General features: G+C 28.7%; 27 protein-coding genes and 1 pseudogene. 18 read left to right on the forward strand and 10 right to left on the reverse strand.

Features of this window, described 5'->3' with window-relative positions:
• Positions 1-4: 4 nt before the first annotated feature.
• Positions 5-1,342, reverse strand: coding sequence for an ATPase, T2SS/T4P/T4SS family (locus tag QZZ11_RS07030; protein ID WP_292474782.1), 1,338 nt, complete (start codon positions 1,340-1,342; stop codon positions 5-7).
• An 88-nt stretch (positions 1,343-1,430) separates the two neighbouring features.
• Between QZZ11_RS07030 and QZZ11_RS07035 the strand changes: the two genes are divergently transcribed.
• Positions 1,431-2,369, forward strand: a complete 939-nt coding sequence (locus QZZ11_RS07035) for a methyltransferase (protein ID WP_292474784.1) — start codon at positions 1,431-1,433, stop codon at positions 2,367-2,369.
• Here the strand turns inward: QZZ11_RS07035 and QZZ11_RS07040 are convergent, their stop codons facing one another.
• The 6 genes from QZZ11_RS07040 to QZZ11_RS07065 form a co-directional block, all read right to left on the reverse strand.
• Positions 2,370-3,608 (reverse strand): tripartite tricarboxylate transporter permease, encoded by a 1,239-nt coding sequence (locus tag QZZ11_RS07040; RefSeq protein WP_292474785.1) that lies wholly within the window; start codon positions 3,606-3,608, stop codon positions 2,370-2,372.
• A 122-nt stretch (positions 3,609-3,730) separates the two neighbouring features.
• Positions 3,731-3,997 (reverse strand): elongation factor 1-beta, encoded by a 267-nt coding sequence (locus QZZ11_RS07045; RefSeq protein WP_292474787.1) that lies wholly within the window; start codon positions 3,995-3,997, stop codon positions 3,731-3,733.
• Positions 3,998-4,029: 32 nt separating this feature from the next.
• Positions 4,030-4,194 (reverse strand): zinc finger domain-containing protein, encoded by a 165-nt coding sequence (locus QZZ11_RS07050; protein ID WP_292474788.1) that lies wholly within the window; start codon positions 4,192-4,194, stop codon positions 4,030-4,032.
• Position 4,195: 1 nt separating this feature from the next.
• Positions 4,196-4,855, reverse strand: a complete 660-nt coding sequence (locus QZZ11_RS07055; RefSeq protein WP_292474790.1) for a delta 1-pyrroline-5-carboxylate synthetase — start codon at positions 4,853-4,855, stop codon at positions 4,196-4,198.
• A gap of 8 nt (positions 4,856-4,863) precedes the next feature.
• Complete coding sequence (gene pth2 / locus QZZ11_RS07060; protein WP_292474792.1) at positions 4,864-5,202, reverse strand: peptidyl-tRNA hydrolase Pth2; 339 nt, start codon at positions 5,200-5,202, stop codon at positions 4,864-4,866.
• Between the two features lie 17 nt (positions 5,203-5,219).
• Complete coding sequence (locus QZZ11_RS07065) at positions 5,220-6,413, reverse strand: YcaO-related McrA-glycine thioamidation protein (protein WP_292474793.1); 1,194 nt, start codon at positions 6,411-6,413, stop codon at positions 5,220-5,222.
• 294 nt (positions 6,414-6,707) lie between these two features.
• Between QZZ11_RS07065 and QZZ11_RS07070 the strand changes: the two genes are divergently transcribed.
• The 3 genes from QZZ11_RS07070 to QZZ11_RS07080 all read left to right on the forward strand — a co-directional run bounded on the left by QZZ11_RS07070 (position 6,708) and on the right by QZZ11_RS07080 (position 8,887).
• Entirely contained in the window at positions 6,708-7,709 is a 1,002-nt protein-coding gene (locus tag QZZ11_RS07070) for an aminopeptidase P family protein (RefSeq protein ID WP_292474795.1), read from the forward strand.
• 289 nt (positions 7,710-7,998) lie between these two features.
• Positions 7,999-8,697, forward strand: coding sequence for a type II secretion system F family protein (locus QZZ11_RS07075; RefSeq protein ID WP_292474796.1), 699 nt, complete (start codon positions 7,999-8,001; stop codon positions 8,695-8,697).
• A 4-nt stretch (positions 8,698-8,701) separates the two neighbouring features.
• Positions 8,702-8,887: a hypothetical protein gene (locus QZZ11_RS07080; protein WP_292474798.1), complete on the forward strand. Its 186-nt coding sequence runs from the start codon at positions 8,702-8,704 to the stop codon at positions 8,885-8,887.
• Between the two features lie 18 nt (positions 8,888-8,905).
• On the opposite strand, the gene QZZ11_RS07085 is transcribed toward QZZ11_RS07080, so the two are convergent.
• Positions 8,906-9,631 carry a tRNA-binding protein gene (locus QZZ11_RS07085; RefSeq protein WP_292474799.1) on the reverse strand — a complete coding sequence of 242 codons (726 nt, stop codon included), beginning with the start codon at positions 9,629-9,631 and terminating at the stop codon, positions 8,906-8,908.
• Positions 9,632-9,935: 304 nt separating this feature from the next.
• Here QZZ11_RS07085 and QZZ11_RS07090 point away from each other — a divergent pair, with 304 nt between their 5' ends.
• From QZZ11_RS07090 to QZZ11_RS07105, 4 genes are all read left to right on the forward strand, one after another.
• Positions 9,936-10,313, forward strand: a complete 378-nt coding sequence (locus QZZ11_RS07090) for a PRC-barrel domain-containing protein (protein WP_292474801.1) — start codon at positions 9,936-9,938, stop codon at positions 10,311-10,313.
• A 12-nt stretch (positions 10,314-10,325) separates the two neighbouring features.
• On the forward strand, positions 10,326-11,096 hold the full coding sequence (locus tag QZZ11_RS07095; RefSeq protein ID WP_292474802.1) for an aspartate dehydrogenase: 771 nt from the start codon (positions 10,326-10,328) through the stop codon (positions 11,094-11,096).
• 123 nt (positions 11,097-11,219) lie between these two features.
• Positions 11,220-11,930: a tRNA(His) guanylyltransferase Thg1 family protein gene (locus QZZ11_RS07100; protein ID WP_292474803.1), complete on the forward strand. Its 711-nt coding sequence runs from the start codon at positions 11,220-11,222 to the stop codon at positions 11,928-11,930.
• Positions 11,931-11,970: 40 nt separating this feature from the next.
• Positions 11,971-13,017 carry a Mov34/MPN/PAD-1 family protein gene (locus QZZ11_RS07105; RefSeq protein ID WP_292474804.1) on the forward strand — a complete coding sequence of 349 codons (1,047 nt, stop codon included), beginning with the start codon at positions 11,971-11,973 and terminating at the stop codon, positions 13,015-13,017.
• Positions 13,018-13,045: 28 nt separating this feature from the next.
• On the opposite strand, the gene serA is transcribed toward QZZ11_RS07105, so the two are convergent.
• Positions 13,046-14,620, reverse strand: a complete 1,575-nt coding sequence (gene serA, locus QZZ11_RS07110; RefSeq protein ID WP_292474805.1) for a phosphoglycerate dehydrogenase — start codon at positions 14,618-14,620, stop codon at positions 13,046-13,048.
• A 213-nt stretch (positions 14,621-14,833) separates the two neighbouring features.
• On the opposite strand from serA, the gene QZZ11_RS07115 reads away from it, so the two are divergent.
• Entirely contained in the window at positions 14,834-15,571 is a 738-nt protein-coding gene (locus QZZ11_RS07115; protein ID WP_292474806.1) for a hypothetical protein, read from the forward strand.
• On the opposite strand, the gene QZZ11_RS07120 is transcribed toward QZZ11_RS07115, so the two are convergent.
• Positions 15,566-16,618, reverse strand: a complete 1,053-nt coding sequence (locus QZZ11_RS07120) for a transcriptional regulator (RefSeq protein ID WP_292474807.1) — start codon at positions 16,616-16,618, stop codon at positions 15,566-15,568. The two genes, QZZ11_RS07115 and QZZ11_RS07120, sit on opposite strands and share 6 nt — an antisense overlap.
• A gap of 148 nt (positions 16,619-16,766) precedes the next feature.
• On the opposite strand from QZZ11_RS07120, the gene QZZ11_RS07125 reads away from it, so the two are divergent.
• The 9 genes and pseudogenes from QZZ11_RS07125 to QZZ11_RS07165 form a co-directional block, all read left to right on the forward strand.
• Positions 16,767-17,981 carry a tRNA(Ile)(2)-agmatinylcytidine synthase gene (locus tag QZZ11_RS07125; protein ID WP_292474817.1) on the forward strand — a complete coding sequence of 405 codons (1,215 nt, stop codon included), beginning with the start codon at positions 16,767-16,769 and terminating at the stop codon, positions 17,979-17,981.
• A gap of 435 nt (positions 17,982-18,416) precedes the next feature.
• Positions 18,417-18,731 (forward strand): V-type ATP synthase subunit H, encoded by a 315-nt coding sequence (locus QZZ11_RS07130; protein WP_292474808.1) that lies wholly within the window; start codon positions 18,417-18,419, stop codon positions 18,729-18,731.
• A gap of 10 nt (positions 18,732-18,741) precedes the next feature.
• Positions 18,742-20,742, forward strand: coding sequence for a V-type ATP synthase subunit I (locus QZZ11_RS07135; RefSeq protein ID WP_292474809.1), 2,001 nt, complete (start codon positions 18,742-18,744; stop codon positions 20,740-20,742).
• Positions 20,743-20,799: 57 nt separating this feature from the next.
• Positions 20,800-21,288, forward strand: a complete 489-nt coding sequence (locus QZZ11_RS07140; RefSeq protein WP_292474810.1) for a V-type ATP synthase subunit K — start codon at positions 20,800-20,802, stop codon at positions 21,286-21,288.
• A gap of 51 nt (positions 21,289-21,339) precedes the next feature.
• Positions 21,340-21,963 (forward strand): V-type proton ATPase subunit E, encoded by a 624-nt coding sequence (locus tag QZZ11_RS07145; protein WP_292474811.1) that lies wholly within the window; start codon positions 21,340-21,342, stop codon positions 21,961-21,963.
• Positions 21,964-21,981: 18 nt separating this feature from the next.
• A complete protein-coding gene (locus tag QZZ11_RS07150) occupies positions 21,982-23,139 on the forward strand; it encodes a V-type ATP synthase subunit C (protein WP_292474812.1) in 1,158 nt (385 codons plus the stop codon).
• The gene (locus QZZ11_RS07155) at positions 23,136-23,453 is read left to right on the forward strand and encodes a V-type ATP synthase subunit F (protein ID WP_292474814.1); all 318 of its coding nucleotides are present in this window, start codon (positions 23,136-23,138) and stop codon (positions 23,451-23,453) included. The genes QZZ11_RS07150 and QZZ11_RS07155 overlap by 4 nt, the downstream gene beginning before the upstream one ends.
• Entirely contained in the window at positions 23,450-25,204 is a 1,755-nt protein-coding gene (locus tag QZZ11_RS07160) for an ATP synthase subunit A (RefSeq protein WP_292474815.1), read from the forward strand. The genes QZZ11_RS07155 and QZZ11_RS07160 overlap by 4 nt, the downstream gene beginning before the upstream one ends.
• Positions 25,201-25,791, forward strand: a pseudogene (locus tag QZZ11_RS07165) (V-type ATP synthase subunit B); the annotation flags it as partial. The gene QZZ11_RS07160 and the pseudogene QZZ11_RS07165, both read left to right, overlap by 4 nt.

The following is a 25,791-nucleotide window of genomic DNA, read 5'->3' on the forward strand; positions in this document are numbered from 1 at the left end:
ATCATTAATATGAATAATCATTTAATATTTTTTTAGTTTCATAAATATTTCTTCCATTTTCACTATTTTCAATTAAATAAGATTCCCTATCTTTTATTTCTTTTGTAATTTCTTTAATTGAAATTCCTTTCATAGAAGCCATTTCATTTAAAGCTTTTGAACTAATGGCTGTATATTCTAATTTATCTTCAGAATAATCGTATTGGTATATTTTGTTTAATTGTACTTTATTCATTTCCATTCCAACTACTTCGGCAACCTCAGTAACTCTTCTTATAATACCTTGGGTTGGATGAAATATTCTGTTTTGCATTACTATAAAATCTATTGAATTAATCATTATTGATGGAACATTCATTGGTGGATTGATAAGTCTTGTGATGGTTTCTTGAGTTGAATTTGCATGTAATGTACCCATTCCTGAATGTCCAGTATTCAATGCTCCAAACAGTGTGATTGCTTCTTTTGATCTTACTTCTCCTACAATAATTCTATCTGGGCGTTGTCTTAATGAATTTTTTAATAAGATATCCATATTAATTTCGCCTTTACCTTCTATGTTTGGGGGTCTTGTTTCGGTCCTTATCACATGTTCTTGTGGTATTTGAAGTTCAAGCACATCTTCAATTGTAATTATTCTTTCATCTGATGGGATAAAAGAACTTAATGTATTTAGTGTTGTTGTTTTTCCAGAACCGGTTCCTCCAGAAATTATTATATTTGAAGGTCTGACATTTAATCCATCTATATTAATCCATAAAAATGCGGCTAAATGTGGACTCAATGAATTTGATTTGATTAAATCTAATATGGTCAATTGTTCTTTTTTAAATTTCCTAATAGTAATTGTTGAACCATCTGCGGTGATGGGAGGTATGGTTGCATTAACTCTACTCCCGTTTGGTAATCTAGCATCAAGAATTGGTGTTTCTTTATCAATTTTTCTTTGAACGTAATTTGCTATTTTATTAATAATTTGTTTGGTTTCAATTTCGGAAAGATTTATTTCTGTAATCATCATTCCTTTTTTTCTATGATAAACGTATACTGGTTTATTTTTTCCTATTATCATTATTTCTTCTAGTTCATCATCTTTTAATAATGAATCTATTTTTCCATAACCTTTTAAATCGTTGGTTAATTTATCGATAATTTTTTGTGAATTTATTGATTTTTCTATCATTAATTCTTTTATTTCTTTTGTTTCTACATTTAAATTCTTATCATTAATTTTTAATTGAATTATTTCTTCTTTGATTTTTTGATATTCTTTTTCTTCTTTTTTTGTTAATTTTTCATTTGTTTCTGTTTTATAGAGTGGTAAATTATTTTTTATGATCATAATATTTTCTAATTATTATTATTACTTTTATATTATAAAAGTATTACATCATTTAATAATAATTAATTTGATATTCAAATATTAACATATGAAATGTAATTGTACTGAAAATTGTATTCGAGATAAATCTGATGTTTTGGGAAGTGTAACTAATTTATATGATAATTGTCCATCTTGCATTAATAAAAAATTTAAAAAATCGATTCCCTTAAAAAGACAAATTAAATTATCCAAATTAGATAAAAATTATGGTTTATGTGAATCTTGTGGAAAAAGACATATAGATATTGTGATGGCACATGTATTGAAAATAATGATTGATAATAAACAAATTTCTGATTCTGCTTCCATCAGGAAAGTGGGAGTGCCATTGATTACACCGGCTATAAATTTGGATTTTTTACCTTATCTATCTAAAAAGTCTTTAGTAATTATCACAAGATTTTGTGATAAACAAACTGCTGACATAATACTTGAAAAAGTCCCTGAAATAAAAGCAATAATCAATGGAGATACTGATATTACAATAGGTAAACTTAATGAAAATAATTCAGTCATGATTTATGAACTATTGGGTGGTTGTGATATACGTTGTGATATTCAAAATACTGATTTGGGACCTATCTTGATTTACAAAAATCAATCTTTATTACATATTGAATACCCTAAAGAAGAATCACCAAAGATTAAACAATTATCTGAAATATTAGATAAATATGAAAATCCGTTAGTATTGGATGCTATGTGTGGTCCCGGTACATTAGGTATTTATGCATTAATGAAAAATGCTAAAAAAGTTGTATTTAATGATATTTATATAGAAGCATTAGAATCGCTAAAAATCAATTTAGAGGTTAATGAAATTAATAAAGATAAATATGAGATATTCAATGAAAATATATTAAATTTACCAAGTGTGGTTGAAGAAAAATTTGATATTGGTATAGTAGATGCTTTTCCAAAAGTAGATACTACTCATTATGTTGATATTTTAAAAAATATTTGTAAGGAAGTAGTTATAATATAATTACATTAATCCTAAATAAGTTATTATTGATGGAACAATTAAAACTCCCATTAAACAACTTTTATTTAAATCCAACGTGTTTGTAATAAATCCCAATGAGGTACTGGTAATATAACATAATAACACATAATATAAACAGCCATTTGTTGAAATAGTAAATATTATAATTATTAGACTTATTATAATAATTATAGTAATATTTATTTTTTTATAATCTATTTTTGTAATGTTTTCAATCATAAAATCACCAAGTTTCATTGATAAAATTGTTGCAATTGAAACACTAGTCAAACTAATCAATATGAAAAAAATAATCTTTGTCAGGTCAATGTTAGGCATTAAATTTTGAATATAAACACTAATTGCACTTCTGGGATTATTTATCAAATATATTGCTATTAAAGAAAATAATGTGTCTGAAATATTTACTCCACTGTTTGTTACTAAAAATTCTTCTGAACTAATATTTTTATTAAATGTTGCAATTTGTGCAATGATAGTCCCTTGTGCAGGACCTAACCCCGGCAATAATCCTAAAATACATCCGGAGATACTTCCAGCTAATATGGATCTTTTAATTTTATTGTTAAAAATTATTGTCTTATCTTCATCTTGTGGTGGAATTTTAGATTTGGAGTTTAAACTATACAATAAATTACTGATACTGAATAATCCTGATAATAAGGCTAATAAACCTAAATTATTTCCTACATTACTAGTTAATACGAATAATCCTAGAATTCCGGAAATTAAGAACAATAAAATATTTTGTAATCTTTTTTCTTTTTTATTAAAAAAGAACAATAAGATCACCATTGTTATTAATAATAAATATCCAATGAAATTTTTTAATATATTGTAAATTAACGGTAAAATAATCATTAGGATAGGCATTAGTAATATTAAAATTATTATAGAAAAATAACCTCCAAAACTGATTAATCTAATTGCTTCTTTTCCTTTTCCTTTAAATAATAATCTATGTCCTGGTTGTATACTTAAAACGGTATCTTCTTCAGGAATTCCTAATAATAGTGAGGGGATAAATTCAATCATGGCGTGACATATGGATATGCTAACTAAAAATGTGCATAAAGTTAAAGGATTTGTGTATTTGAGTATTTCATCGGATATTGAAAAGATAATGATTCCTATTGTATTCACATGTAATCCTGGTGTTATTCCAGAGATTACTCCAAAAAAAATTCCTAGAAAAATTGCTAAAATAATTTCAATCATAATGTTGTTAATAATTATATTATTAAAAGTATTACTTATATGTTATGATAATTCTGTTTAAAAAAGTAATAAATCTAAATAATTTTAAAAAAAGAAAATGTTGTTAGTAAATATTCGCATATTTACATTAATCTTGTCATGTGAGTAACTTCGACAGTTGCTACATCATCTAAAGCTGCAATAGCTTGTTCAGCAGGTTCACTTCCACCTTCACCATCGTCTACAACGATTGTAACAATTAATGCAACTAATCCAAAACCTATTGGTTCTTCTTCAATTCTTTCGAATTCTTTTTCGTCTACAGCATTTTTAATTGCTTCTTTTAATGCTTCTAAGTCTACTTCTGGACTTTCAGGCATTACTTTTAATGTTACTGCTACTTCTCCCATAATCATATCTCCTTCAATTTGTTAAAAAAAATTTATGGTCCTTTAAAACCACATTCACAAGTGTATTCATGTCCGAAAGTTCTGCATTTAGGACATCTGTATATTTCTGCATCACATTCTGGACAGTGGAATTTCACATATTCATCGATTGGTGAAATTTCTTGTTTACATGAAGTACAAGTCATTTTATCTGCCATATTATTCTCCTCCTATATGTGTATAAAAATTGTTAATATTATTATTGCTGTTTAAATGAGCCATAACCCTAGCAGGGTATTTCCCATTAATTATAAAACAGTCTAAATGATATTTAATTAGTAATTTTGGTAAACATTTATCAATACAAGTTTCTTTAAAAAATAATAGATTTTTTGCATTAATGCTTTTAATTAGTTTTTTATTATTTGAAGAAATGTTACCTCTATATATACCATCTACATTTGTTAATATTAATAGTTTGGCATTTATTTTATTTGCTATCCAACATGCTATAGAATCACTAGTCACATCCCAACTGTGTTTTAAAGGATCTTCTTTTCTCATTAATTCATAAGTTAATATTAATGGAATTTTATTAGATTTATGTATACTTTCAATCTCTTTTAAGTCTGTAATTGGGATAATATCTTTATTTTCATCTGCAATGAAATTTCCAATTATGTCCATACATTTAATTGCATTCCAATGGTTTATATCTTCAGAAAACGAATTTATTTTATTAAATTCTCTAATATTGTTGGCTAATGTTCCTCCTCCATTTACCAAAACTAATTTTTCTTCACTTTTGGTTAAATATTCACACAATTCCTTAGTATATTCTGGAAATAAACTACCTCCAATTTTAACTACAGTAACCATAATATAACCTATAATAACTTTAAATGTCCTGTTAACTTATCTATTTCTTCATCAGATCCAGGACCCACACACAAACAAGTTTTAGTACTAGGTTCTATTTGTGTATGTCCTGCATCTGTAATTAATGAACAAGGTAAACCACTTTCTTTAATTATATAATATAATTTTAATAATTCTTCTTCAGAAGATACTTTTAAAACTACTTTTTTTTGTCCAAATAGTTCCCACTCTCTAATTTTTCTTTTATCTGCTTTTTTATAACTTTCGAGACAAGCATGGCATGCTTGGGCGGCTATTTTCCCTTTACCCATTTTCAAATCAGTTCTCATTACAATTGCTTGTTTCATTTTATTTCCTCTTTGATTTAATTAATAATGTATTTATCAGGTATTAATCTTTTTCCGACTCTTGATTGATCAACACTATAAACTTCCATACCAGGAATAATTGACCTAACAACTGGAATATTAATACTTCTTGTTAAATTAACATAATATGCATCTTTAATTCCGGAGGCTTCTAACATTTTCATACTTTTTTCAATATTTTCTTTGAATGTATCTTGTGAATAATCTTTCATATCATTTAAGTCAATTTTTTCTTTAGATTCTCTAAACCAATGTTTATTGAGCCTTTTCATTCTTTCATAACCTGTTTCTCTAAGTAAATTTGCTCTTGTTGTATCTTCACGCGTTCCATGTATTTGTGTAGCTCTACTTTGAGCAACTTCTGAAATTGCTCTGATAGCAGCTATTTCTGGATTTAAATGAGTACCTATACCTAAAGTTAATAATGCTGGATCTTTCAATGACAAGTCTTCGGAAACTGCACCGATGGTTGGAATATCATTTTCACTAGTTAGGTCAATTAATTTAATTGAAACATTTGCCTCAGTGAACTTATTAATTAATGATTGAATATATTCGTTAGTAGAATTATCACAGTTTATTTCTTTTTTATTTTCTTTAAATGCTTCAAATAGGCTCCAAGAATCCCTTTCAACTACTTCCATCATTCCATGAAATATTGCTTCTTCTAAAGTATTTCCAGAAGCTAAACCGTTTGTGTTTGATAAAAATATATGTTTAATTTTTTCCTTGTTGTATGGATGAAAAACTGCATTTGAAGGAATAAATATTTTTTCACCTGTGATAACTGAATAACCTTCACTCCATTCAATTTCTTCATTATTATAACTATCTTTTGGTAAAATTAAATCTTCCGGATTAATACAATCTTTTTCATCATATTTTTTTACAATGGTTTTATCATTTACTTGCATTTCAGCAGAATATCTTTCTACAGCTTCCATAATTGAAGATACTTTAGCATGTATTTCAGTAGGTCCTTTACCTGCATAAACACTTACAGCACCTTCTTCTGCTAGTGGACGTACCGAAGTAAAAACAGGTATTTTAATTCTATCTAAATGTGTTATATTGGAAGTTCTTGTTAACCCAATATCTAATGTGATTTTAGAAATTTTCTTTAAAGTTTCTTCTGGACTCATAGTTCTATGAGTTGATTTTTTATATGTAACAGGTGAATCATTTAACATTTTATCAAACTTCGATATATTATTAACTTTAATTATTATTAACTTTGTAATTTAATTAGCTTATTTTTTTTTAACATTTAAATATATTAACACAAAAAATTGTTGATTAATTGTATTTTATAAAATTTTCAATATCTGTTAATTTATTGATGGATTATGATGTAAAGTTTAGTAAAATAGGATGAGGTTTAAAAAAAATAATGTTTTCGTAGATAACTATGAATGTCTGAAATCAGTTATATTAGTTATAAAATTTAAACATAGTAATATCTGAAATGAAAGGAACGAATTGTAATGAAAAATGAAGAAATTATCAATCAATTAAAAGATGAAAATATAGATTCTATGTTTGTATACTCTCCGGAAAATATTAAATATATTTCTGGTTTTTATCCTTCTAGTTTTGCATATTTGATTATTCAGGATGAACCAATTTTATATGTGAATAGTATTGATAAAGAATCTGCTGAAGAAAATGCATTAATAGAAACTAGGGATATTGTTAAATTATCTGAAGTAAAAGAATTATTAAATGGAGTTATTGCAGTAGAAAGTTCTTTAGAATTTGATCTAGTAAAACGTTTATCGGATGATATTTCTTCTATAAGAACATCAAATGTATTTGTTGATAAAAGAAAAACAAAAACAAAAGAAGAAATGACCAATATTAAAAATTCAATAGGTATTGCAGAAAATGCTATTAAAGAAATAGACTTTTCCAGTACAGAAAAATATGCTGCTGCTTCATTAGAATTTGACATGACTATTAATGGTTCAATTAAACCTGCATTTGATACAATTGTAGCTTCTGGAAAACGTTCTAGTTCACCCCATTCTGAAACGTCTATGAATCGTGTTGAAACTCCAATAGTGGTGGATTGGGGTGCTAAATATGATTATTATTGTTCTGATATCACTAGGACATTTATTGATTCAGAACGTCAGGAAGAAATATGGAATATTGTTTTAGAAGCACAAAAAGCTGCTATAAATACAATTTCTCCAGGCGTATCTTATGCAGAAGTAGATAATGCTGCACGTGACGTTATTTCAGAATATGGATATGGTGAATATTTTATTCATAGTACTGGTCATGGGTTTGGTTTAGATATTCATGAAGATCCGGTTATTTCTAATAAAGTCGAAGGAATTTTGGAAGAAAATATGGTTATCACAGCCGAACCTGGAATTTATATACCTGGAGAATTTGGTGTGAGGATAGAAGATGATATTCTGGTTAAAAAGAATAGTCAAGTTTTAACATCCTTAGATAAAAAATTAGATTTTACTTTATAATTTTTTTCTTTTTTAGAAAGAGTTATATATTACTTTTTTTAAATATTTTCATAATTACTAAATTATGTTTAATAAAATACTCAATATATTAAAAATTTATATAAATCATTTTCTTTCTGAAAATTCAATTATTTATATTCAAAGAAAGTTAATTGGTGCAGATATCTTTCTTAAAACTGATGATGTTTTGGTTTTAATAATTGTTTTAATGATTTTTATTTTAATAATTTCTATGGTTCTATTTTTATTTTTAAATATCTCTTTATTGTTTTCTTTAATGTTAACAATAATGGTGCCAATTTTATTTTCATCATATGTTTATTATAAAAATGAAAAACGTTTAGAACAGATAGAATTAGATTTGCCTGATTATATTCGCCAATTATCTGCTTTAATTAAAGTTGGTTATGGTATAGAATCAGCATTTAGTGAACTTTCTAAAACGATGCATAATTCATTAAATGATGAAATAAAACGGGCTTTATTAGAAACTAGTTTTGGAAAACCATTTAATGAATCATTAATGGATATTGCATATAGAAATAACTCAGAAAATTTGAAACATACCTTTCAGATCATAATTTATAGTAAAGAATCTGGTGGGAATATATCGGATATATTGGATTCTATTTCAAATGACCTGAATGATATAATAATGTTAAGGAAAGAACGAAAAGCTAGTGTTATGATGTCTGTAATGTTTTTATTGATTTCTTCAATCATTGCAACTCCTTTTGCACTAGGTATGATAAGATTATATTCAGAATACATTGGATTGATGGGTCGTATGAATCCATTAGATGCTGTGATTCCGATTGCAAGTATGGGGTATGTCTTAATTCAATCGGTTCTGGTTTCATTATTGATTGGAATAGTTCTTTATTCTAACAGTAAAAAAGGCATTAAATATATTTTAGTTATTGTTCCATTTTCGTTAATTGTTTATTATTGTTCACAGTTTTTATTTAAAGGAATTTTAGGGGTGTAATATTATGAATGATGTATCAGGTCAAGTGTCCACAGAATTGATCTTGTTAATGGCATGTATTTTAATGATAGTTTTAGCAGCGGTTTCTATTTATAGCGATTATTTGGAAGAATTTACTTTTGAAATTAATAATACAGAGTTAAGTATATTAGAAAATAAAATTGATAAAATTAGTGAAATATTAAATTAAAGAAGGGGAAGAGTAGGTTTATTCTTTTAAAAATTGGTCAACTAAATTTCTAGTTTCATTAAAAGCTGCAACATCCACATGTTGAGGAAGACTACCTAATTCACCTTCTACATTTTTCAATATTCCTTCTCCAGCACCGAGGAACATTCCTTCACTACTAATTCCCATAAAGGCACTAGGTGGTAACAAAGCTACGGCAACTTTATCATTATCTTTGACAGTTAAATCGTTGGTTATAACAGTTATTGCACGTTTACCTAAATTAACATTACATACCATTAATGTATCTGTATTTGGGTGTTTACTTACACTAACTAATTCTCCTACTTTAATGTCCACTCCAATAACAGGATCATCTATTTCACCTAACATTAATCTATCAGGTAATCCTCTTATCGTGTTGAAAAAGAATTTCATTTTAGATAATGGTAATTCTAATTTTTCTCTATCTTCACGATTTAGTTCAGATAAGAATTTTTTTGAATAATCTTCTCCACCAAGATTTTCAATTATGTCATCTACATCAGACAATAACTTTTCCATTTGAGGTGTTTTTGATAATTCCTGTGGAGTAATGTAAGAATAGTACATAGTCTGAATTTCGGGGTTCATATTTTTTGCAATTAATTTTACTTGTTTCTTATTCCATGAACCTCTTAAATTTGATCCTTCAATTACTCTAATAAATTGTTCTATTGCTTTTTCTGCTACTTTTAATCTATAATCTTTACTAGTGTCCCACATATTATCCCCTATATGTTCTATGTTTAAAAAAAAATTCAAAAAATAATTTAATTTGCTATTAAAATATTTTGTATTTATTCTAATTTATTTCTTTCTAATTCTTGAATTTTATTTAGATGTTTATTAAATATATGATTTCTAAATAAAAAAATAAATTTATATAATATGTTTAACATATAATAAATAGATTAGAAATTATTATTTTAATAATTTCAATTAAGGATATTAGACCTTTTTAACGATTATTGAAGACTTATAAAAGACGTATCATTAATTACATTGAAATAAAACATTTGGTGATAATATGGTAAATTTATCTACATTTTACGATTTAAATATTTACAATACTGAAGGAAAATTTATAGGAAGAGTAAACGAAGTAGTTTTAAACATCAAAAAAGGAAGAATTTCATTTTTCAAAACTAAAGCATTAACAGAAGACAATAGGAATGTAGGTTTAAAAGATGTTTTCAGAAATTCATTAAGATTAGTGCCTGAAGAAGAAGATGTTAATCCAGTGAGAACTGAAGGTATAATTGATATCCCATATGAAGTTGTTACTGCAGTGGGAGATGTTATATTGGTAGATCAAGATAAGTTTACACAATACCAATCATCTAATCAAAATAAAATTAATGCACAAAAAAGAACTGTTGTTAAAAAACCAGTTATGAAATCTTAGTGGAGATTGTTGATGAAAATAGGGATTATGGGTTGTGGATCTATTGCAAAGACATTAGTAAATTTCAAATTAAATAATAAACTAAATGTTGATCTTGCATATTTCTATGATTTAAACTTGGATAATGCGAAAAAATTGGCTCAACAAGTTGATGCTAAAGTTTCTGATTCATTGGAAGATTTAATAGAAAATTCAGATTTAATTTTGGAATCTGCATCACAAGGGGCTGTACGTAATTCTATTCCTCAAGTTCTTGAAAATGGTACAAACGTAGTTATTATGAGTGTTGGTGCATTATTGGATGAAGATTTTAGATTAAACTTAGAGTCCATAGCTAAAAAAAATGGTGCTAAAATATATTTACCAACTGGTGCTATAACTGGAATTGACACAGTTAAAGCTGCAAAATTAGGTGAAATTGAATCAGTAACATTAATTACTAGAAAACCTCCTCTATCTTTAGGTTTAGAATTAGAGGGGGATGATGAAATAATTATATTTTCTGGAAAAGCATCTGAAGCAGTTAATAAGTTTCCAAAAAATATTAATGTTTCTTCAACTCTAAGTTTAGCTTCGGGTATGGATGCTGATGTAAAAATAATTGCTGATCCTAAAATTTCAAGAAATACTCATGAAATTCACTTAAAAGGAACATTTGGGGAGTTAACAACTATAACTTCAAACGTAAGTAGTCCAGACAATCCCAAAACTAGTTTATTGGCTGCATATTCAGCAGCTGGTTTATTAAATAAGTTATCTGAAACTATTCAGATAGGAACTTAATATTATCAAATGTTAAAACTACATTAATTTAAGGTTATCTATGATTATTATCATAGAATTTCTTTTATTTTTCAACTATTTTTATTCTATTTAACTATTAAGATGATGATTCATGGTGATTTTTTGAAAGAATATGAACAATTTTCTCAACTTAAAGTTATTCCGGATATGCCTATTATTCTAAGAGCCGATGGGCGTTCCTTTTCTAACTACACAAAACAATTAAATCTTCAAAAACCATTTGATGAACGTTTGAGAGATATTTTCATAAAAATATCTGAAGATTTAATTAAAGAATTTAATCCAAAATATGTTTATACTTTTTCAGATGAATTTAACATACTATTTGAGGAGATTCCATTTAATGGCAGAATAGAAAAAATAAATTCAGTAATCTCTTCGTTTATTTCTTCATCATTTATGAAACATTTATATTTAAATAAAGAATTATTTAACATTGATTTCAAGGATTTAAAACCAGTTTCTTTTGATTGTAGGGTAATTTCAACTCCTAATCATATTAAAGATTATTTTAAATGGAGACAAGATGAAGCTTGGAGAAATTGTTTAAACAGTTATGCTCAAAGTATTTTAAATAGAACTCATACTAATAGAGAAACATCTGAAATTTTATATAAATTAAAAAAACAGGATATACATGAATTATTATTTGAAAATGGAATAAATATTGCTCATGTTCCTACTTGGCAAAAAAGAGGTGTTTGTTTATATAAGAAACTTGAAGAAGAAGATATTAATCCAGTTGGAATTCATAATAATATAAATACTAGAAAAAAAATATATGTTGATTTAGAAATGAATTTAATTAAATAATTAACTTAATCAATTTGCTCTTTATTACGGAGATGAAACAATGGATTTTAAGAATACACTAAGTAAACTTTTAGGCAATGATAAATCAATAAATGAAGTACATGTTGATTACAGAGTAATAGATGAGATAGTAAAAATAGCAATTAATGCCGATCCAAACGAATATGTTGCATTATTGTCCGGAGATATAGAAAACGATATCCTAAAAATAAAAGGATTAATTTTTTTACCTTTTAAAGCTTCAAGTAGTAGTGCAGTAATGGAAGTATTTATGATGCCCATGACTACAAATGCTGTTGGTTCTATACATAGTCATCCTGGACCAAGTGCAAATCCATCTCAAGCAGATATTACATTTTTTGGAAAAAATGGTTACTTCCACATGATAATTTGTAGACCTTATTCTGAATCAACTATTAAAGCATATGATTCATTTGGAAATCCTATGTCCTTTAAAGTTAAAGATTTAGGTGAAGAAATAGATATAAAACAATGGGACGATTTAGATATTGATGAAGAATTATTTGATGAAGAATTTATAAAAGAATTACAAAAATTAGATAATGATGATGGAACTGAAAATATTAATGAAATTAAATCAGAAAAGGAGGATATTAACTTGTCACAAGAGAATAATAATCAAACTCAAGAAAATTCAGAAAATAAAAAACATGCAACATTAAATTTGGAATTTGAATATAAGGGAAAAAAATATCTCGAAGAAATTCCGTTACCTCCCGAATATGAACCTGGCGATCAAGTAGATATTGATATTAGAACAGATAAGACACCTAATGATGAGATTGATGAGATAAAAGTAAATATTAAAAAAGTTCCAAAAAATATCAAAAATAACTCTAAAGTAATAACTATTACTCCTCAAAAAATTCCAATAAATAATCAACAAAAAAACGAAATAAAAACAGAATCCATTGAATCAGAAAAAACTTCTGAAGATACAACTGAAGAAATTTCTGAAAAGACTTCTGAAAAGACTTCGGAAGAAATTGAAAATGAAATTAGAGAGATGGAAAAAGATATTGCTAAATTAAAAGCAGAAAATGAGAGATTGAAAAATAATTTATAATATTTTTTTTTAAAAAAAAATTAAGAAGTTATAATTTTATTGATTTTACAACTTCTATTTCTTCTATTCCTTCTAAATCGGTTATAGCTTCTTGTGTTATTTCTTGATCAACTTTTAGAACCATAACTGCTTCTCCACCAGCTGATTCTCTTCCAACTTGCATTTCACCGATATTTATTCTGTGATTTCCTAAAACGTTGCCAATAGTTCCGATTGTACCTGGTACATCTACATATTTTATCATAGCCATTAATCCTTCAAGGATTAAGTTCACATCATATCCATCTATAGAAATGATTTTAGGAATGTTGTTTTCCACGATTCCTTCTATGGTTGTTTCTTTATTATCGTATTTAGCAGTAGCTTTAATTGTTGCATCATATCTGCCGCTATCTTCTGTTTCTCCTTCGGTAATTTTTATACCTCTTTGTTTAGCAACACTTTTTGCATTAACGCTATTTACAGGTTCAGATAATATAGGATTTAAGAATGCTTTTAATAATTCCCTAGTTAATGGTTCTTTGGATCTACCATTAATTTCTCCACTATAAACGATGTTTAGTTCTGAAATGTTTTGTGAACTTGTTTGTACAAGAACTTTTCCTAATTGTTCAGTTAATTTGAAATATGGTTTTAATGCTTGAAAGGTTTCAGAATCAACTAAAGGCATATTCAATACATTACTTGGTGTTTCACCACTTATAACTTGTTTTACTTCTTTTGCAACTATGATAGCAGCATCACGTTGTGCTTCTTTGGTTGATGCAGCAATGTGTGGTGTTAATACAACATTATCTAATGTAGTTAAAGGACTGTCTTCTAAAGGTTCATTTTCGAATACATCTAATCCTGCTTTAAGTTCTGGTCTTTCTTTTAAAGCTTCATATAAATCTTCTTCGTTGATGATTCCTCCTCTAGCACAGTTTAAGATAATTGCATTGTCTTTCATTTTTGCGAGTTGTTCTTTTGAAATTAAACCTTTTGTTTCTGGTGTTAAAGGTACGTGAATTGTCATTACATCTGCTTTTTGGATTAAATCATCTAATGTAGTAATTTCTACTCCTAATTCTTTAGCAGTTTCTTCTGTAATGTATGGGTCATATACAATAACATCCATTTCAAATGCTTTTGATCTTTTTACAACTTGGCTACCAATTCTTCCCATTCCAATTACACCAAGAGTTTTGTTACGTAATTCCATTCCCATGAATTTACTTTTTTCCCATTTGCCTGATTTAACAGATGCATCAGCTATTGCTATTTTTCTACTTAATGATAACATTAAACCCATTGCATGTTCTGCTACTGTAATTGATGTGGATTGTGGTGCATTAACTACTAATATTCCATGTTCAGTTGCAGCTTCAACATCAATGTTGTCTACTCCAACACCAGCTCTTGCAATAATTTTTAAGTTTTTAGCATTTTCAATTACTTCTCTTGTAACTTTCGTTCTACTTCTTACAATAATACCTTCATATTGGTCAATTGTTTTAAGTAAATCTTCAGGTGTTATGGTTGGATCGTTAACTACTTCAGCAGATCCTTCTAATACTTCTACACCCTTTTCATTAATTTTATCAGCTACTAATACTTTTGGCATAGTTTTTCTCCTTTTATTTGGTATGAATTTTGGATATTTTATTATATTAAACTAAAATAATACTATTTAAACCTAATTTATTTCATTGTTTCTAAATAATTGGTTTAACATTCATTTGTTATTTATGTTTTTTTTAGTATAAATACTAAAGTTTTTGAAAAATATTAATAACTTTTCTATAAAAATATTATTAAAGAAGAGTAGGTTGATATAATGACTTTTAATGAAATTATTTTGGGTACTTCCCCGTTTATTTTTGCACCTCAATTTGGACATAGAACAAGATTGTATGAATTAGATTTCGAGAAACAACCTGAGAATATTGTGAAAATTTTAGATAAAGCTTATGAAAAAGGAGTTCATAAAATTCTTTTAAATCGCTCTGATGATTTGGAAATTGCTTTGGATATGTCAATTGATAATGGGAATGATTGGGAAGTAATAGGAAAAACTAATGATACAAATTTTGAAGAGGACTTAAATATTTTTTCAAAATATAATACTAGTACAATTATGTTGGATGGTTTTTTTGTAGATAAAAATATAGAAAGCAATGATTTTGAGTACATATCTCAATATTTAAATGACATAAAAATGAAAGGTTACATACCTTCTATTGAAACAAGAACACCCTTTAAAAATATACCTAAAATAGTAGAATCGGAAATAATCAACGATTTTGATGAAATTATGTTACCTTTAAATTTTTATGGTTATATGATGGATTGTAATTTTTTAACAAATGAAAATAAGGAAAAAATACAAAATTTATTATCATCCCTCAATAAAAAAGTTATAGCAAATAGGACATTGGCTACAGGAATATTACAACCAAAAGAAGCTTATGAATTTATAAGTAAAGTGGATTATGTTAACAGTGTATGTGTAGGTGTTGCAAAAGTAGAAGAAGTTGAAGAAACTTTTTCTATAATAAATAGTTATAAATCATAACTCTTCAGCTTCTTCTTTTCTTTCTCTAATCAGTTTTAATAAATCTTCAATATTTGACATATCTTTAAGTTCCCATGTATATATGGCGGGTATTTTATTTATTGATTCTATGTCATGTTCTTTATTAAGTACAAATAATGCATCATAACCTGTTACTGATGAAATATCTTCTGTTTTGTTAGCAATATTTGTCAAAGTTTTTTCGTTTCTACCTCGTTCCATATTGGTGATAAGTATATTATTTGGGTTAGTTTTTTTATTTATTTCTGCACGTATTTTCTCTATTTCATCAAGTTTATCTTCTAACTTTTCCTGTAATTTCTGAATATCATTATTTTTTTCTGTACTTTCACTTATGGCATCAAAAGGCGTTTTCTTTGAACTTTTTACATCGTAACCTAGTTTTATTAATTCTATTGGTTCATGTATTATTCTATCTAAACTATTTTTCTTATCAGTTTCAAGTACATTGATTGAAACCGTGATTGGGCGTTGTAAAACTTCTTCAATCATCATAGCTGTTTCAGGATATGTTTGAGAATTACCTTGTTCATATCTATAAATAGTTTCTCTTGAAACATGACTTAAATCAGCTAATTCTTTTAAAGATAAATTCATCGATTCACGAAGTTCTTTTAATAACGGTCCATCAATTTTTACATAATATCCTCCTCGTTTTGCCAGAATTTCTGGGTGAATGTCATTTACAACAATGTTGCAAAGTGTCTGTGGTGTAATAACTGGTATCTCATGTCGTTCGTATACAACATCTTCTTCAAGGAAGTTATGTTTGGATTTTAATCCAATTATTATTGGACTAGCTAAAAATGTTCCTGCTATTTTAGATAACTCTTCTGCCTGTGATGATGTTAAACTATCAATATTTACAAGGATTTTTAGTATAATTAGTATGTCATCTTTTCTTGCCAATAAATCAAAACAACTTCTATCATAAATATCTGAAGTTTTAAAGTCATATGATTTTAATAAGTTTTTAATTTCTTGCAGTATTTGTTCACGATTAATTGCAGGGTTATCTAAATTCATAATATATAATATGTATTTCTTTAATAATATATTATAATAAACATGAATTCAATTGATTCAATATATTAAACTAATTTTAGGAAGTTTTGTTTTGACTGATGATATTATATTACATATAGGTATAGATGATACAGATTCTAATGAAGGGATGTGTACTACTTATTTAACACATAAAATTATTAAACAACTTAAACAACATGGTATAATTCCAACAGATTATCCAAGATTAATAAGATTAAATCCATTTGCACGATACAAAACAAGAGGAAATGGTGCATTATCATTTACAGTAAAGCTTCAAAATAAAAAAGAAGTTGAACTTGTTGAAAAAATAGTGTTGGATAATGTTGAAAAATATTCTATGTTTGATGGAATAAACACTAATCCTGGAGTAATATTTTATGAAGGTGAAATTACACAAGAAATGAAAGATTATGCATTAAATGCAATATATTCTATTTATACCATAGATTATGCAGAAAACTTTGCAAAAAAGATAGGTGCCAGAGTGCATAAATTTAAAAAAGGAAGAGGCATAATTGGATCACTTGCTTCCATAAGTTTGGAGTTAACTGATGAAACTTTTGAATGTCTAGCATATAGAAAACCAGAAAATATTGGAACAAAAAGGAAACTGAATCAAGAAAGCATTTACATTATGAATGAAAAAACTTTTCCTGAAACATTTGATAATATTGATATAGAAGGCAATTACACTGCAATAGAACCACATACACCTTGTCCTGTATTATATGGTATAAGAGGTAATACTGCTGAAATAGTAGAACAAGCACATAATATGGTTATTAGTAATGAGGATATAGAAGACTATTGTATATTCAGAACAAATCAACATACAGATATGCATATTCAAGAGAATATACCAATTTCAGATATGAAATGTTCCTCCTGTTATAAAATTAGATGTAATGTGGTAGAAAATCCTTATGAAATTGAAGGGGGTCATGTGTTTTTTAAAGTATCTGATGGTACGGGAATATTGGAATGTGCAGCTTTTGAACCAACGAAAAGATTTCGAAATATTATACGAAAATTAAGAAATGATGATGAATTAATAATATATGGTGGATTAAATGAAAACCATACATTTAATATTGAAAAACTTCATTTAATAAAGAAAGCCCCACAATATAATTTAACAAATCCTTTATGTGATTGTGGTAAAAGGATGAAATCTGCAGGAAAAAATAAGGGATATAAATGTCCTAAATGTGGAAAAAAGATTAGATCTTCAGAAAAAAATAAGGAACTAATAAATAGAGATATCCAAGAAGGATTTTATGAAGTACCTACAGAAGCTAGAAGACATCTTTCAAAACCTATTGTGCGAATGAATTTATGATGATTTATTTTTTAATTCATTTTCATTTTTTTAAGACTTTTTTATTAACAATAAATAAAAAGATTAAATTATTTTTTTTAAATAGTTAAATAAATACTATTAATACTCTGTGGATTATTATCTTTTTTTTAATGTATTTTTTCTTATTTAGCTAATTTTAATAAAATTATATAACTAATGAAATTAAATATATATACTTATAAGATATATTTTTTGAACTGATTAAAATTTGAAAGAATTAACTCTGTTAATTTCTTATTAAATTTTAAGTTCTCATGTCTATATTGGGGTGATACTTGAAAAACTAAATATTTTTTTAAAAAACTTAATAATAACAGATATATGCTCGTTATTTTTTTAAAGAAATTATTATAATTTAGAAAATTTCGAGTATGATTATATTAGAAAAAAGATCATATAAAGGGTGATTTATTAATGGCAAGTATTTCTGACGCTATCAATATTATCAGACAAGCAGAATCTGAAGCTGATAGTATTGTTGAAGAATCAAACAAAAAATCAACTGAAATGATCCAAGAAGCTCGTGCAAAAGTAGATTCTACAATTGAAGCAGCTAAATTAGAAGCTCAAGATCAAGCTAAACACATGTTATTAGCAAAAGAAGAAGAAGCTGGTAAAGAAGCTGTTATCATTTCAAATGAATCTGATTCTAACATTAGAGAATCTTTAAGAGGTTCTGAAAATAATGTTGATGCCGCAGCTGAAATAATAATTGAAACCGTATTATAGGGGTATTACTATGTTTAGGCCAGCAAAAATGCAAAAAATAAGCATAGTAACTTTGAACCAATACACTAAACCTGTAATTGATATTCTTCACGAAAAAGGGTATATTCAAATAGAAGATTTAACTGAAAGTATCCAAGAAAGTGAAGAACTTAAAGGGTTAGATGTATCAAAACAAGACCCACATGCAAGCAGAATTGCATCTTTATCAATGAAATGCAATAGTATTTTAGATACTTTAAAATCTGCTGAAAAGTCTATGAGTATGGTCGATGTTGTTAAAGGATTTATCAGCCCTAAAAAAATTGATTCAAAAGAGGTAGAAAATTTACCTACTGATGAATTAGTTGATAAAGCTGATGAAATCATTAATAAAGTTGATGCAGTCCTCAGTCCAATTGAATCCCGTATTAATGAAATTGGTACTGAAGAAACAAAATATAAAGAATCTTTAAATGTTGCTAATCAATTAAAAAGTTTCGATATAGATTTCGCACATTTACAAGAAACTAAATACACAAAAATAGTTTCTGGAAGAATTCCATCTGAAAACTTATCTGAAGCTAAAAAAGGTATAGAAGAAATTACTGACAGAGTAGAAATTTTCGAAGGAAAAGCTAACTCTGACGATGATAAAACTTTTGTACCAATAATTATTGTTACAGCAAGTGAATTTGAAGAAGATATATCTAGTGTGTTAAGACGCTTAGAATTTGAAAAATTAGATGTTACTGGCTTAAGTGGAAAACCTAATGAAATCATCGAAGCATCAAAAAGCAAACTAGACGAATTGAAAAAAGAAAGAAAACAATGTATTAAAGATATAGGTGAAGTTGGTCAACGTTCAAAAGAACACTTATTAGTGATTAATGAACAATTAGAACTAGAAAAAGAACGAACTGAAATCTATTCTTACTTTGGTGAAACAAACAGTACAAAAGCTATTAAAGCTTGGGTTGTAAAAGACGATGTTGAAGAAACTTTATCAATAATTGATGAAGTAACTGATGGTAACAGTATTATTGAATTAGAAGATCCTACCGAAGAGGAAATTGAAAATAATAAAGTACCTGTAAAACAACAGAACCCCGGTTTTGCAAAACCATACGAATTACTCGTAAACATGTACTCAGCACCAAACTATAAAGATATTGATCCAACAATTATCATGGCAATATGTTTCCCATTCTTCTTCGGTTACTGTTTAACCGATGCATTCTATGGAATAATATTAGCTATTGTGGGATTAGTATTATACACAGGCTTAGGTAAAACAAGTAAAACTTACAAATCATTTGGTACAATCGTAACACAATGTGGAATTTGGACATTCATATTGGGTCTAGCTACTGGAGGATTTATCGGGGACTTTGTACCTCGTTTCATATTAGGTGATGTAAACGCACCTTTACCAACAGTTATTCCTGATATTAACGCATTCGTACATCCAGAAAATATCTTAATATTAGCAATTATCATTGGTTTAATCCATCTTAACATTGCATTCTTATTTGGTATTATTGACAACGTTAAACGTGGAAATATCAAACAATTATGTGCTGGACAATTATGTTGGGTTTTAATTGAATTAGCTATTGTTGGATATTTATTAACAAACAGTATCTATGTATTAGCAGCAATTGCTATAGTTGCTTTATTGTTATTATTATACGGATCAGGTCCAATGGGTGTAATGGACATATTTGGTTTCTTAGGTGATATCTTATCATACTCAAGATTATTAGCATTATGTCTATCCACTGGTGGTATTGGTATGACTGCTAACTTATTAGGTCAATTATTAGCAGGTATGATACCTTATGTAGGTATAGTTTTAGGTATAATTGTATTCTTTGGAGTACACTTATTTAACATTGCATTCCAATCAATGGGATCATTTATTCACTCATTACGTCTTCACTTTGTAGAATTCTTCGGTAACTTCTATGAAGGAGAAAGTGACGAGTTTGTGCCATTCAAGGCAAGCAGAATTTACACAAAACTAAAAAAATAAATTTTTAGTAAAAAAATAAAAATCATATAAAATTCATTTATTTGGAGGAAAAATAAAATGGCAGCAGAATTAGCATTAGGTTCAGCTTTAGCTGCAATAGGTGCTGGAGTAGCAGTAGGATTTGCAGCTTTAGGTTCAGGTATCGGTCAAGGTATCGCATCTTCCGCTGGTGTAGGTGCAGTAGCAGAAGATTCAGGTATGTTTGCACAAGGTTTAGTATTTACAGCTATTCCTGAAACTCAGGCTATCTACGGTTTCCTTATCGCTATCTTATTATTAGTATTTTCAGGAATTATGGGAGGAAGTCCTTTAGGAGTTACTTCAGGATTAGTAGCAATTGGTGCAGGAGCAGCAGTTGGTTTCGGTGGTCTTGGTTCTGGTATGGGTCAAGGTATCGCATCTTCCGCATCTGTAGGTGCAGTTGTAGAAGATCCAGACATGTTTGCACAAGGTTTAGTATTTACAGCTATTCCTGAAACTCAGGCTATCTACGGTTTCCTTATTGCTATCTTATTATTAGTATTCGGTGGAATACTTGGAGCATAGATTAAAAATATTAGGCTATAAGCCTTAAAAAATATTTTTGGAGGAAAATAGATGAGCGTTGGAGCAGATAAAATAATAGCAAATATTAAAGCAGATGCTCAAGCAAAAGCTGATGAAATTATCTGTAAAGCCACTGCTGAAAGTGAAAAAATTATAGCAGATGGTGAAGTAGCAGCTCAAAATGAATCTGATTCAATCCTCGCTTCAGCTCAAAAACAAGCTGATATGAAATATCAACAAATCATTTCCGAAGCAAAAGTTAATGCTAGAAGAAAAGAGTTAGAAGCACGTGAAGAATTAATTGAAAAAGCTTTCAGAGTTGCATCAGAAAAAATTGAAAAACAAGCATCTGAAAATTCTGCAAATTATGTAGAATCTTTAAAAACCATGATTAAAGATGCATCATTACAAGTAGGTGGAAATCAACTTGAAATTCTTGTAAGAGAAGATGATGTTGAAAATGTTAAATCTATGATTGATGAAGTATCTGAATATGTGACAAGTGAAACTGGTAATGACGTTTCCTTTATCATTGGTGAACCAATTGATATTATTGGTGGAGCAGTTGTAAAAACTGTTGATGGTGAAGTTGAAGTTAAAAATACCATTGAAGCACGTATGCTTCGTTATAGAAAATATTTAAGATCAGAGGTTGCTAAAACACTATTCAAATAGTTATTGGAGGAGAATTAAATGGAAGAAAGCATAATGGATTTGATAAACTCTTTCGGATTCTCTTCTCCAGAGGCATTCATTGCATTGTTAGTAATGGTACTAGCTGTAGTTGGAGCAATAGTAGTAGTTATAACAATTAGACCGTTATTAGAATATTATCCATATACATATCCTAATGCAAGAATTAGAGCAAAAATTGGTAAAATTTTAAGCGACAAACAAATCTCTGAATTAGCAGAAACCGAAAGTCTAGAAGAAGTAAAAAATTACTTAAGAGGACACAGAGATTATGCTAAATATATAGATAAATATCCTATAGAACAAGCATTAGATGCAAATCTCGCTGAATCATATGATACATTAGCAAAAATTGCACCAAAAACATTAAAACCAACCCTTGACATTATGTTAGATCAATGGGATATTAAAAATATTAAAAGTGTTTTAATTGCTAAAGAAGCTAAATTAAACGAAGAAGAAACTCGTGAATTATTAGTTCCTTATGGTGTATTAAAAGATGATCAAGATAAAATGATTGAAGCTGACAGTGTTCAGGAATTGATCGTTGCTCTTGAAGGAACACCTTATGCTAAAGTATTAGAAGATGCATTACCAGATTATAATGAAAATAAAACATTATTAACATTAGAATCAGCTTTAGACAATTACTACTATGAAAGATTACTAGTAAAATCTTCAAGTCAAGAAGATGAAAATACTAGAATGTTACACAGTTACGTAGGAACAAAAATTGATATTGCTACTTTAAAAATTATTTTAAGAGCAAAAGCAGATGGACTTGCATATGATCAAATTAAACCATATGTAATTAACAGAGGTTACAAATTACGTGATTGGAAAGTTAAAGAATTAATGGAATCAGAAGATATCAATTCTTTATTAAGTAGTATTGAAAGTTCAGATTATGGTGCAATTATTGCAGATCATATCCCTGAATACAATAATACTAAATCCATTGCTGTTTTCGATGAAGCATTAGATGCTTACGAAAGAAAAATGGCAAACAATATCTTTAAGAAAAAACCATTTGGCGTAGGTCCTATAGTAGGTTTCATTAACAAAAAAGAAACAGAAATTAAAAATCTTAAAATTATTGCAAGAAGTAAAAGAGGACCTGTTGTACCTAGTTCCGAAATTAAGGAGATGTTATTATGAAAAAGGACATAGCTATAATGGCAGATCCAGATACAGTAACTGGTTTTATGTTAGGCGGAATAAAAAGTGGATTCCCCGTACATAATACAGAAGAATCAAAGACAACTTTAAAACAGTTAGTGGATGATGGTTTTTCAATCATTATTACAACTGAAGCAATTGGTGATGAATTAAGAGAAGACATTACTAAATATACAAGTAGTGCATTACCAATGATTATTGAAGTACCAGATAAGTCAGGCTCACATAAAAGAGAAACTGACCCAATGAATGAACTTATTAAAAAAGTTATTGGGGTTGAGATGGTAAAATGATTACAGGAAATATTATTAAAATTGCAGGTCCAGTTATTGTCGGTGGAGGTATGAGAGGTACCCAAATGCACGAAATGGTTCGTGTCGGTGAAATTGGACTTATTGGTGAAATTATTGAACTTGAAGGTGACACAGCTACTATTCAGGTTTACGAAGAAACTGCTGGTCTTAAACCAGGAGAAAAAATTGAAAGTACTGGAGGACCACTATCCGTAGAATTAGGTCCAGGTATTCTCAAATCAATTTACGATGGTATTCAAAGACCATTAACAGAAATTAAAAGTCTTGCTGGAGATTACTTACCTAGAGGGGTAGACGTACCAGCATTAGATAAAACTAAAGAATGGGATTTCAAACCTACAGTATCTGTTGGTGACAAAGTAAATGGTGGAGACATCATTGGTACCGTACAAGAAACTGTAGCTATTGAACATAAAATTATGGTACCGCCTACTATGTCAGGTACTGTTAAATCTATACAAAGTGGAAAACACACAGTAGTCGATGATATTGCAGAAATCGAAACTGAAGATGGTGTTAAAGCTGTACAGATGATGCAAATTTGGCCAGTAAGAGTAGGTAGACCTTATGTTAACAAATTAGACCCAGATGTACCTCTTATAACAGGTCAACGTGCACAAGATACATTTTTCTGTGTTGCTAAAGGTGGAACATCAGCTATTCCTGGTCCATTCGGTTCAGGAAAAACTGTTACACAACAACAATTAGCAAAATGGGCAGATGCTGATATTGTAGTATATATTGGTTGTGGAGAACGTGGTAACGAAATGACAGAAGTACTTACTGAGTTCCCTGAACTAGAAGACCCTAAAACTGGTAATCCTTTAATGGACAGAACAGTTCTTATTGCTAACACATCTAACATGCCGGTAGCAGCTAGGGAAGCATGTGTATACACAGGTATTACTATTGCAGAATACTTCAGAGATATGGGTTACGATGTAGCTCTCATGGCAGACAGTACCTCAAGATGGGCAGAAGCTATGAGGGAAATTTCTGGACGTCTTGAAGAAATGCCTGGGGAAGAAGGTTACCCAGCATATCTAGCATCAAGATTAGCACAATTCTATGAACGTGCAGGAAGAGTAACAACTATTGGTTCACACAAAGCAATTGCATCTGTAACCGTAGTTGGAGCAGTATCTCCAGCAGGTGGGGACGTATCAGAACCAGTTACAACTAACACATTACGTATTGCAAAAGTATACTGGGCATTAGATGCATCTCTCGCAGATAGACGTCACTTCCCATCCATCAACTGGTTGAACAGTTATTCACTTTATGTGGACAGTATCACATCATGGTGGAATAATGAAGTAGGTAGTGACTGGAGAGAGTTAAGAAATACAGCTATGGCTCTTTTACAGAAAGAAGCAGAACTTAACGAAATTGTACAATTAGTTGGTCCTGATGCATTACCTGAAAAAGACCGTGTAACATTAGAAGCAGCACGTATGTTAAGAGAAGACTTCTTACAACAAAATGCATTCGATGACACAGATACATATTGTTCTCCTCAAAAACAATATAACATGTTAAAAACACTTTTATTATACAACACTGTAGCTCAAGAAGCATTAGCTGATGGTGCAGATGTAAATAAACTTGTTAACTTAGATGTTAGAGTAGATTTAGACAGAATGAAATATGTACCTGAAGATGAATTCGATGCAAAAACCGAAGAATTAAGAGATGCAATACAAAAACAATGTAGCGAGGCTGTACAATGAATGATGTAGATATTAAAACAAGGGAATATACTACAGTATCCGAAGTATCTGGACCTTTAATGGTAGTTCAAGATGTTGAAGGTGTAGCTTACAACGAAATTGTAGAAATTGAAACCCCTTCCGGTGAAAACAGAACTGGTCAAGTTCTTGAAGTAGAAAATGACGTAGCTCTTGTTCAAGTATTCGAAGGTACAAGTGACCTTAACACATTATCCACTAAAGTTCGTTTTACTGGTGAAACCGCAAAAATTGGTGTATCTGCAGATATGCTCGGAAGAATTTTCAACGGTATCGGTAAACCAATCGATGGTGGACCAGATATAATTCCAGATAAAGAATTAGATGTAAACGGTTCACCTATGAACCCTGCAGCAAGACAATTCCCTGCAGAATTTATTCAAACTGGTATATCTACCATTGACGGTATGAACACACTTGTACGTGGTCAAAAATTACCTATCTTTTCGGGTTCCGGTTTACCTCACAACCAACTTGCAGCTCAAATTGCAAGACAAGCAAAAGTACTTGCAGAAGATACTGAATTTGCAGTAATCTTCGGTGCTATGGGTATTACTCACGAAGAAGCA

Origin of the sequence: Methanosphaera sp. (assembly GCF_016282985.1) — an archaeon.
Lineage (GTDB): Archaea > Methanobacteriota > Methanobacteria > Methanobacteriales > Methanobacteriaceae > Methanosphaera.

What these genes read in the sequence shown, in the direction of transcription:
- QZZ11_RS07030 (WP_292474782.1), bottom strand. Translation starts at nt 1,342, where the DNA reads ATGATCATAAAAAATAATTTACCACTCTATAAAACAGAAACAAATGAA.
- QZZ11_RS07035 (WP_292474784.1), top strand. Translation starts at nt 1,431, where the DNA reads ATGAAATGTAATTGTACTGAAAATTGTATTCGAGATAAATCTGATGTT.
- QZZ11_RS07040 (WP_292474785.1), bottom strand. Translation starts at nt 3,608, where the DNA reads ATGATTGAAATTATTTTAGCAATTTTTCTAGGAATTTTTTTTGGAGTA.
- QZZ11_RS07045 (WP_292474787.1), bottom strand. Translation starts at nt 3,997, where the DNA reads ATGGGAGAAGTAGCAGTAACATTAAAAGTAATGCCTGAAAGTCCAGAA.
- QZZ11_RS07050 (WP_292474788.1), bottom strand. Translation starts at nt 4,194, where the DNA reads ATGGCAGATAAAATGACTTGTACTTCATGTAAACAAGAAATTTCACCA.
- QZZ11_RS07055 (WP_292474790.1), bottom strand. Translation starts at nt 4,855, where the DNA reads ATGGTTACTGTAGTTAAAATTGGAGGTAGTTTATTTCCAGAATATACT.
- pth2 (WP_292474792.1), bottom strand. Translation starts at nt 5,202, where the DNA reads ATGAAACAAGCAATTGTAATGAGAACTGATTTGAAAATGGGTAAAGGG.
- QZZ11_RS07065 (WP_292474793.1), bottom strand. Translation starts at nt 6,413, where the DNA reads ATGTTAAATGATTCACCTGTTACATATAAAAAATCAACTCATAGAACT.
- QZZ11_RS07070 (WP_292474795.1), top strand. Translation starts at nt 6,708, where the DNA reads ATGAAAAATGAAGAAATTATCAATCAATTAAAAGATGAAAATATAGAT.
- QZZ11_RS07075 (WP_292474796.1), top strand. Translation starts at nt 7,999, where the DNA reads ATGGTGCCAATTTTATTTTCATCATATGTTTATTATAAAAATGAAAAA.
- QZZ11_RS07080 (WP_292474798.1), top strand. Translation starts at nt 8,702, where the DNA reads ATGAATGATGTATCAGGTCAAGTGTCCACAGAATTGATCTTGTTAATG.
- QZZ11_RS07085 (WP_292474799.1), bottom strand. Translation starts at nt 9,631, where the DNA reads ATGTGGGACACTAGTAAAGATTATAGATTAAAAGTAGCAGAAAAAGCA.
- QZZ11_RS07090 (WP_292474801.1), top strand. Translation starts at nt 9,936, where the DNA reads ATGGTAAATTTATCTACATTTTACGATTTAAATATTTACAATACTGAA.
- QZZ11_RS07095 (WP_292474802.1), top strand. Translation starts at nt 10,326, where the DNA reads ATGAAAATAGGGATTATGGGTTGTGGATCTATTGCAAAGACATTAGTA.
- QZZ11_RS07105 (WP_292474804.1), top strand. Translation starts at nt 11,971, where the DNA reads ATGGATTTTAAGAATACACTAAGTAAACTTTTAGGCAATGATAAATCA.
- serA (WP_292474805.1), bottom strand. Translation starts at nt 14,620, where the DNA reads ATGCCAAAAGTATTAGTAGCTGATAAAATTAATGAAAAGGGTGTAGAA.
- QZZ11_RS07115 (WP_292474806.1), top strand. Translation starts at nt 14,834, where the DNA reads ATGACTTTTAATGAAATTATTTTGGGTACTTCCCCGTTTATTTTTGCA.
- QZZ11_RS07120 (WP_292474807.1), bottom strand. Translation starts at nt 16,618, where the DNA reads ATGAATTTAGATAACCCTGCAATTAATCGTGAACAAATACTGCAAGAA.
- QZZ11_RS07125 (WP_292474817.1), top strand. Translation starts at nt 16,767, where the DNA reads ATGTGTACTACTTATTTAACACATAAAATTATTAAACAACTTAAACAA.
- QZZ11_RS07130 (WP_292474808.1), top strand. Translation starts at nt 18,417, where the DNA reads ATGGCAAGTATTTCTGACGCTATCAATATTATCAGACAAGCAGAATCT.
- QZZ11_RS07135 (WP_292474809.1), top strand. Translation starts at nt 18,742, where the DNA reads ATGTTTAGGCCAGCAAAAATGCAAAAAATAAGCATAGTAACTTTGAAC.
- QZZ11_RS07140 (WP_292474810.1), top strand. Translation starts at nt 20,800, where the DNA reads ATGGCAGCAGAATTAGCATTAGGTTCAGCTTTAGCTGCAATAGGTGCT.
- QZZ11_RS07145 (WP_292474811.1), top strand. Translation starts at nt 21,340, where the DNA reads ATGAGCGTTGGAGCAGATAAAATAATAGCAAATATTAAAGCAGATGCT.
- QZZ11_RS07150 (WP_292474812.1), top strand. Translation starts at nt 21,982, where the DNA reads ATGGAAGAAAGCATAATGGATTTGATAAACTCTTTCGGATTCTCTTCT.
- QZZ11_RS07155 (WP_292474814.1), top strand. Translation starts at nt 23,136, where the DNA reads ATGAAAAAGGACATAGCTATAATGGCAGATCCAGATACAGTAACTGGT.
- QZZ11_RS07160 (WP_292474815.1), top strand. Translation starts at nt 23,450, where the DNA reads ATGATTACAGGAAATATTATTAAAATTGCAGGTCCAGTTATTGTCGGT.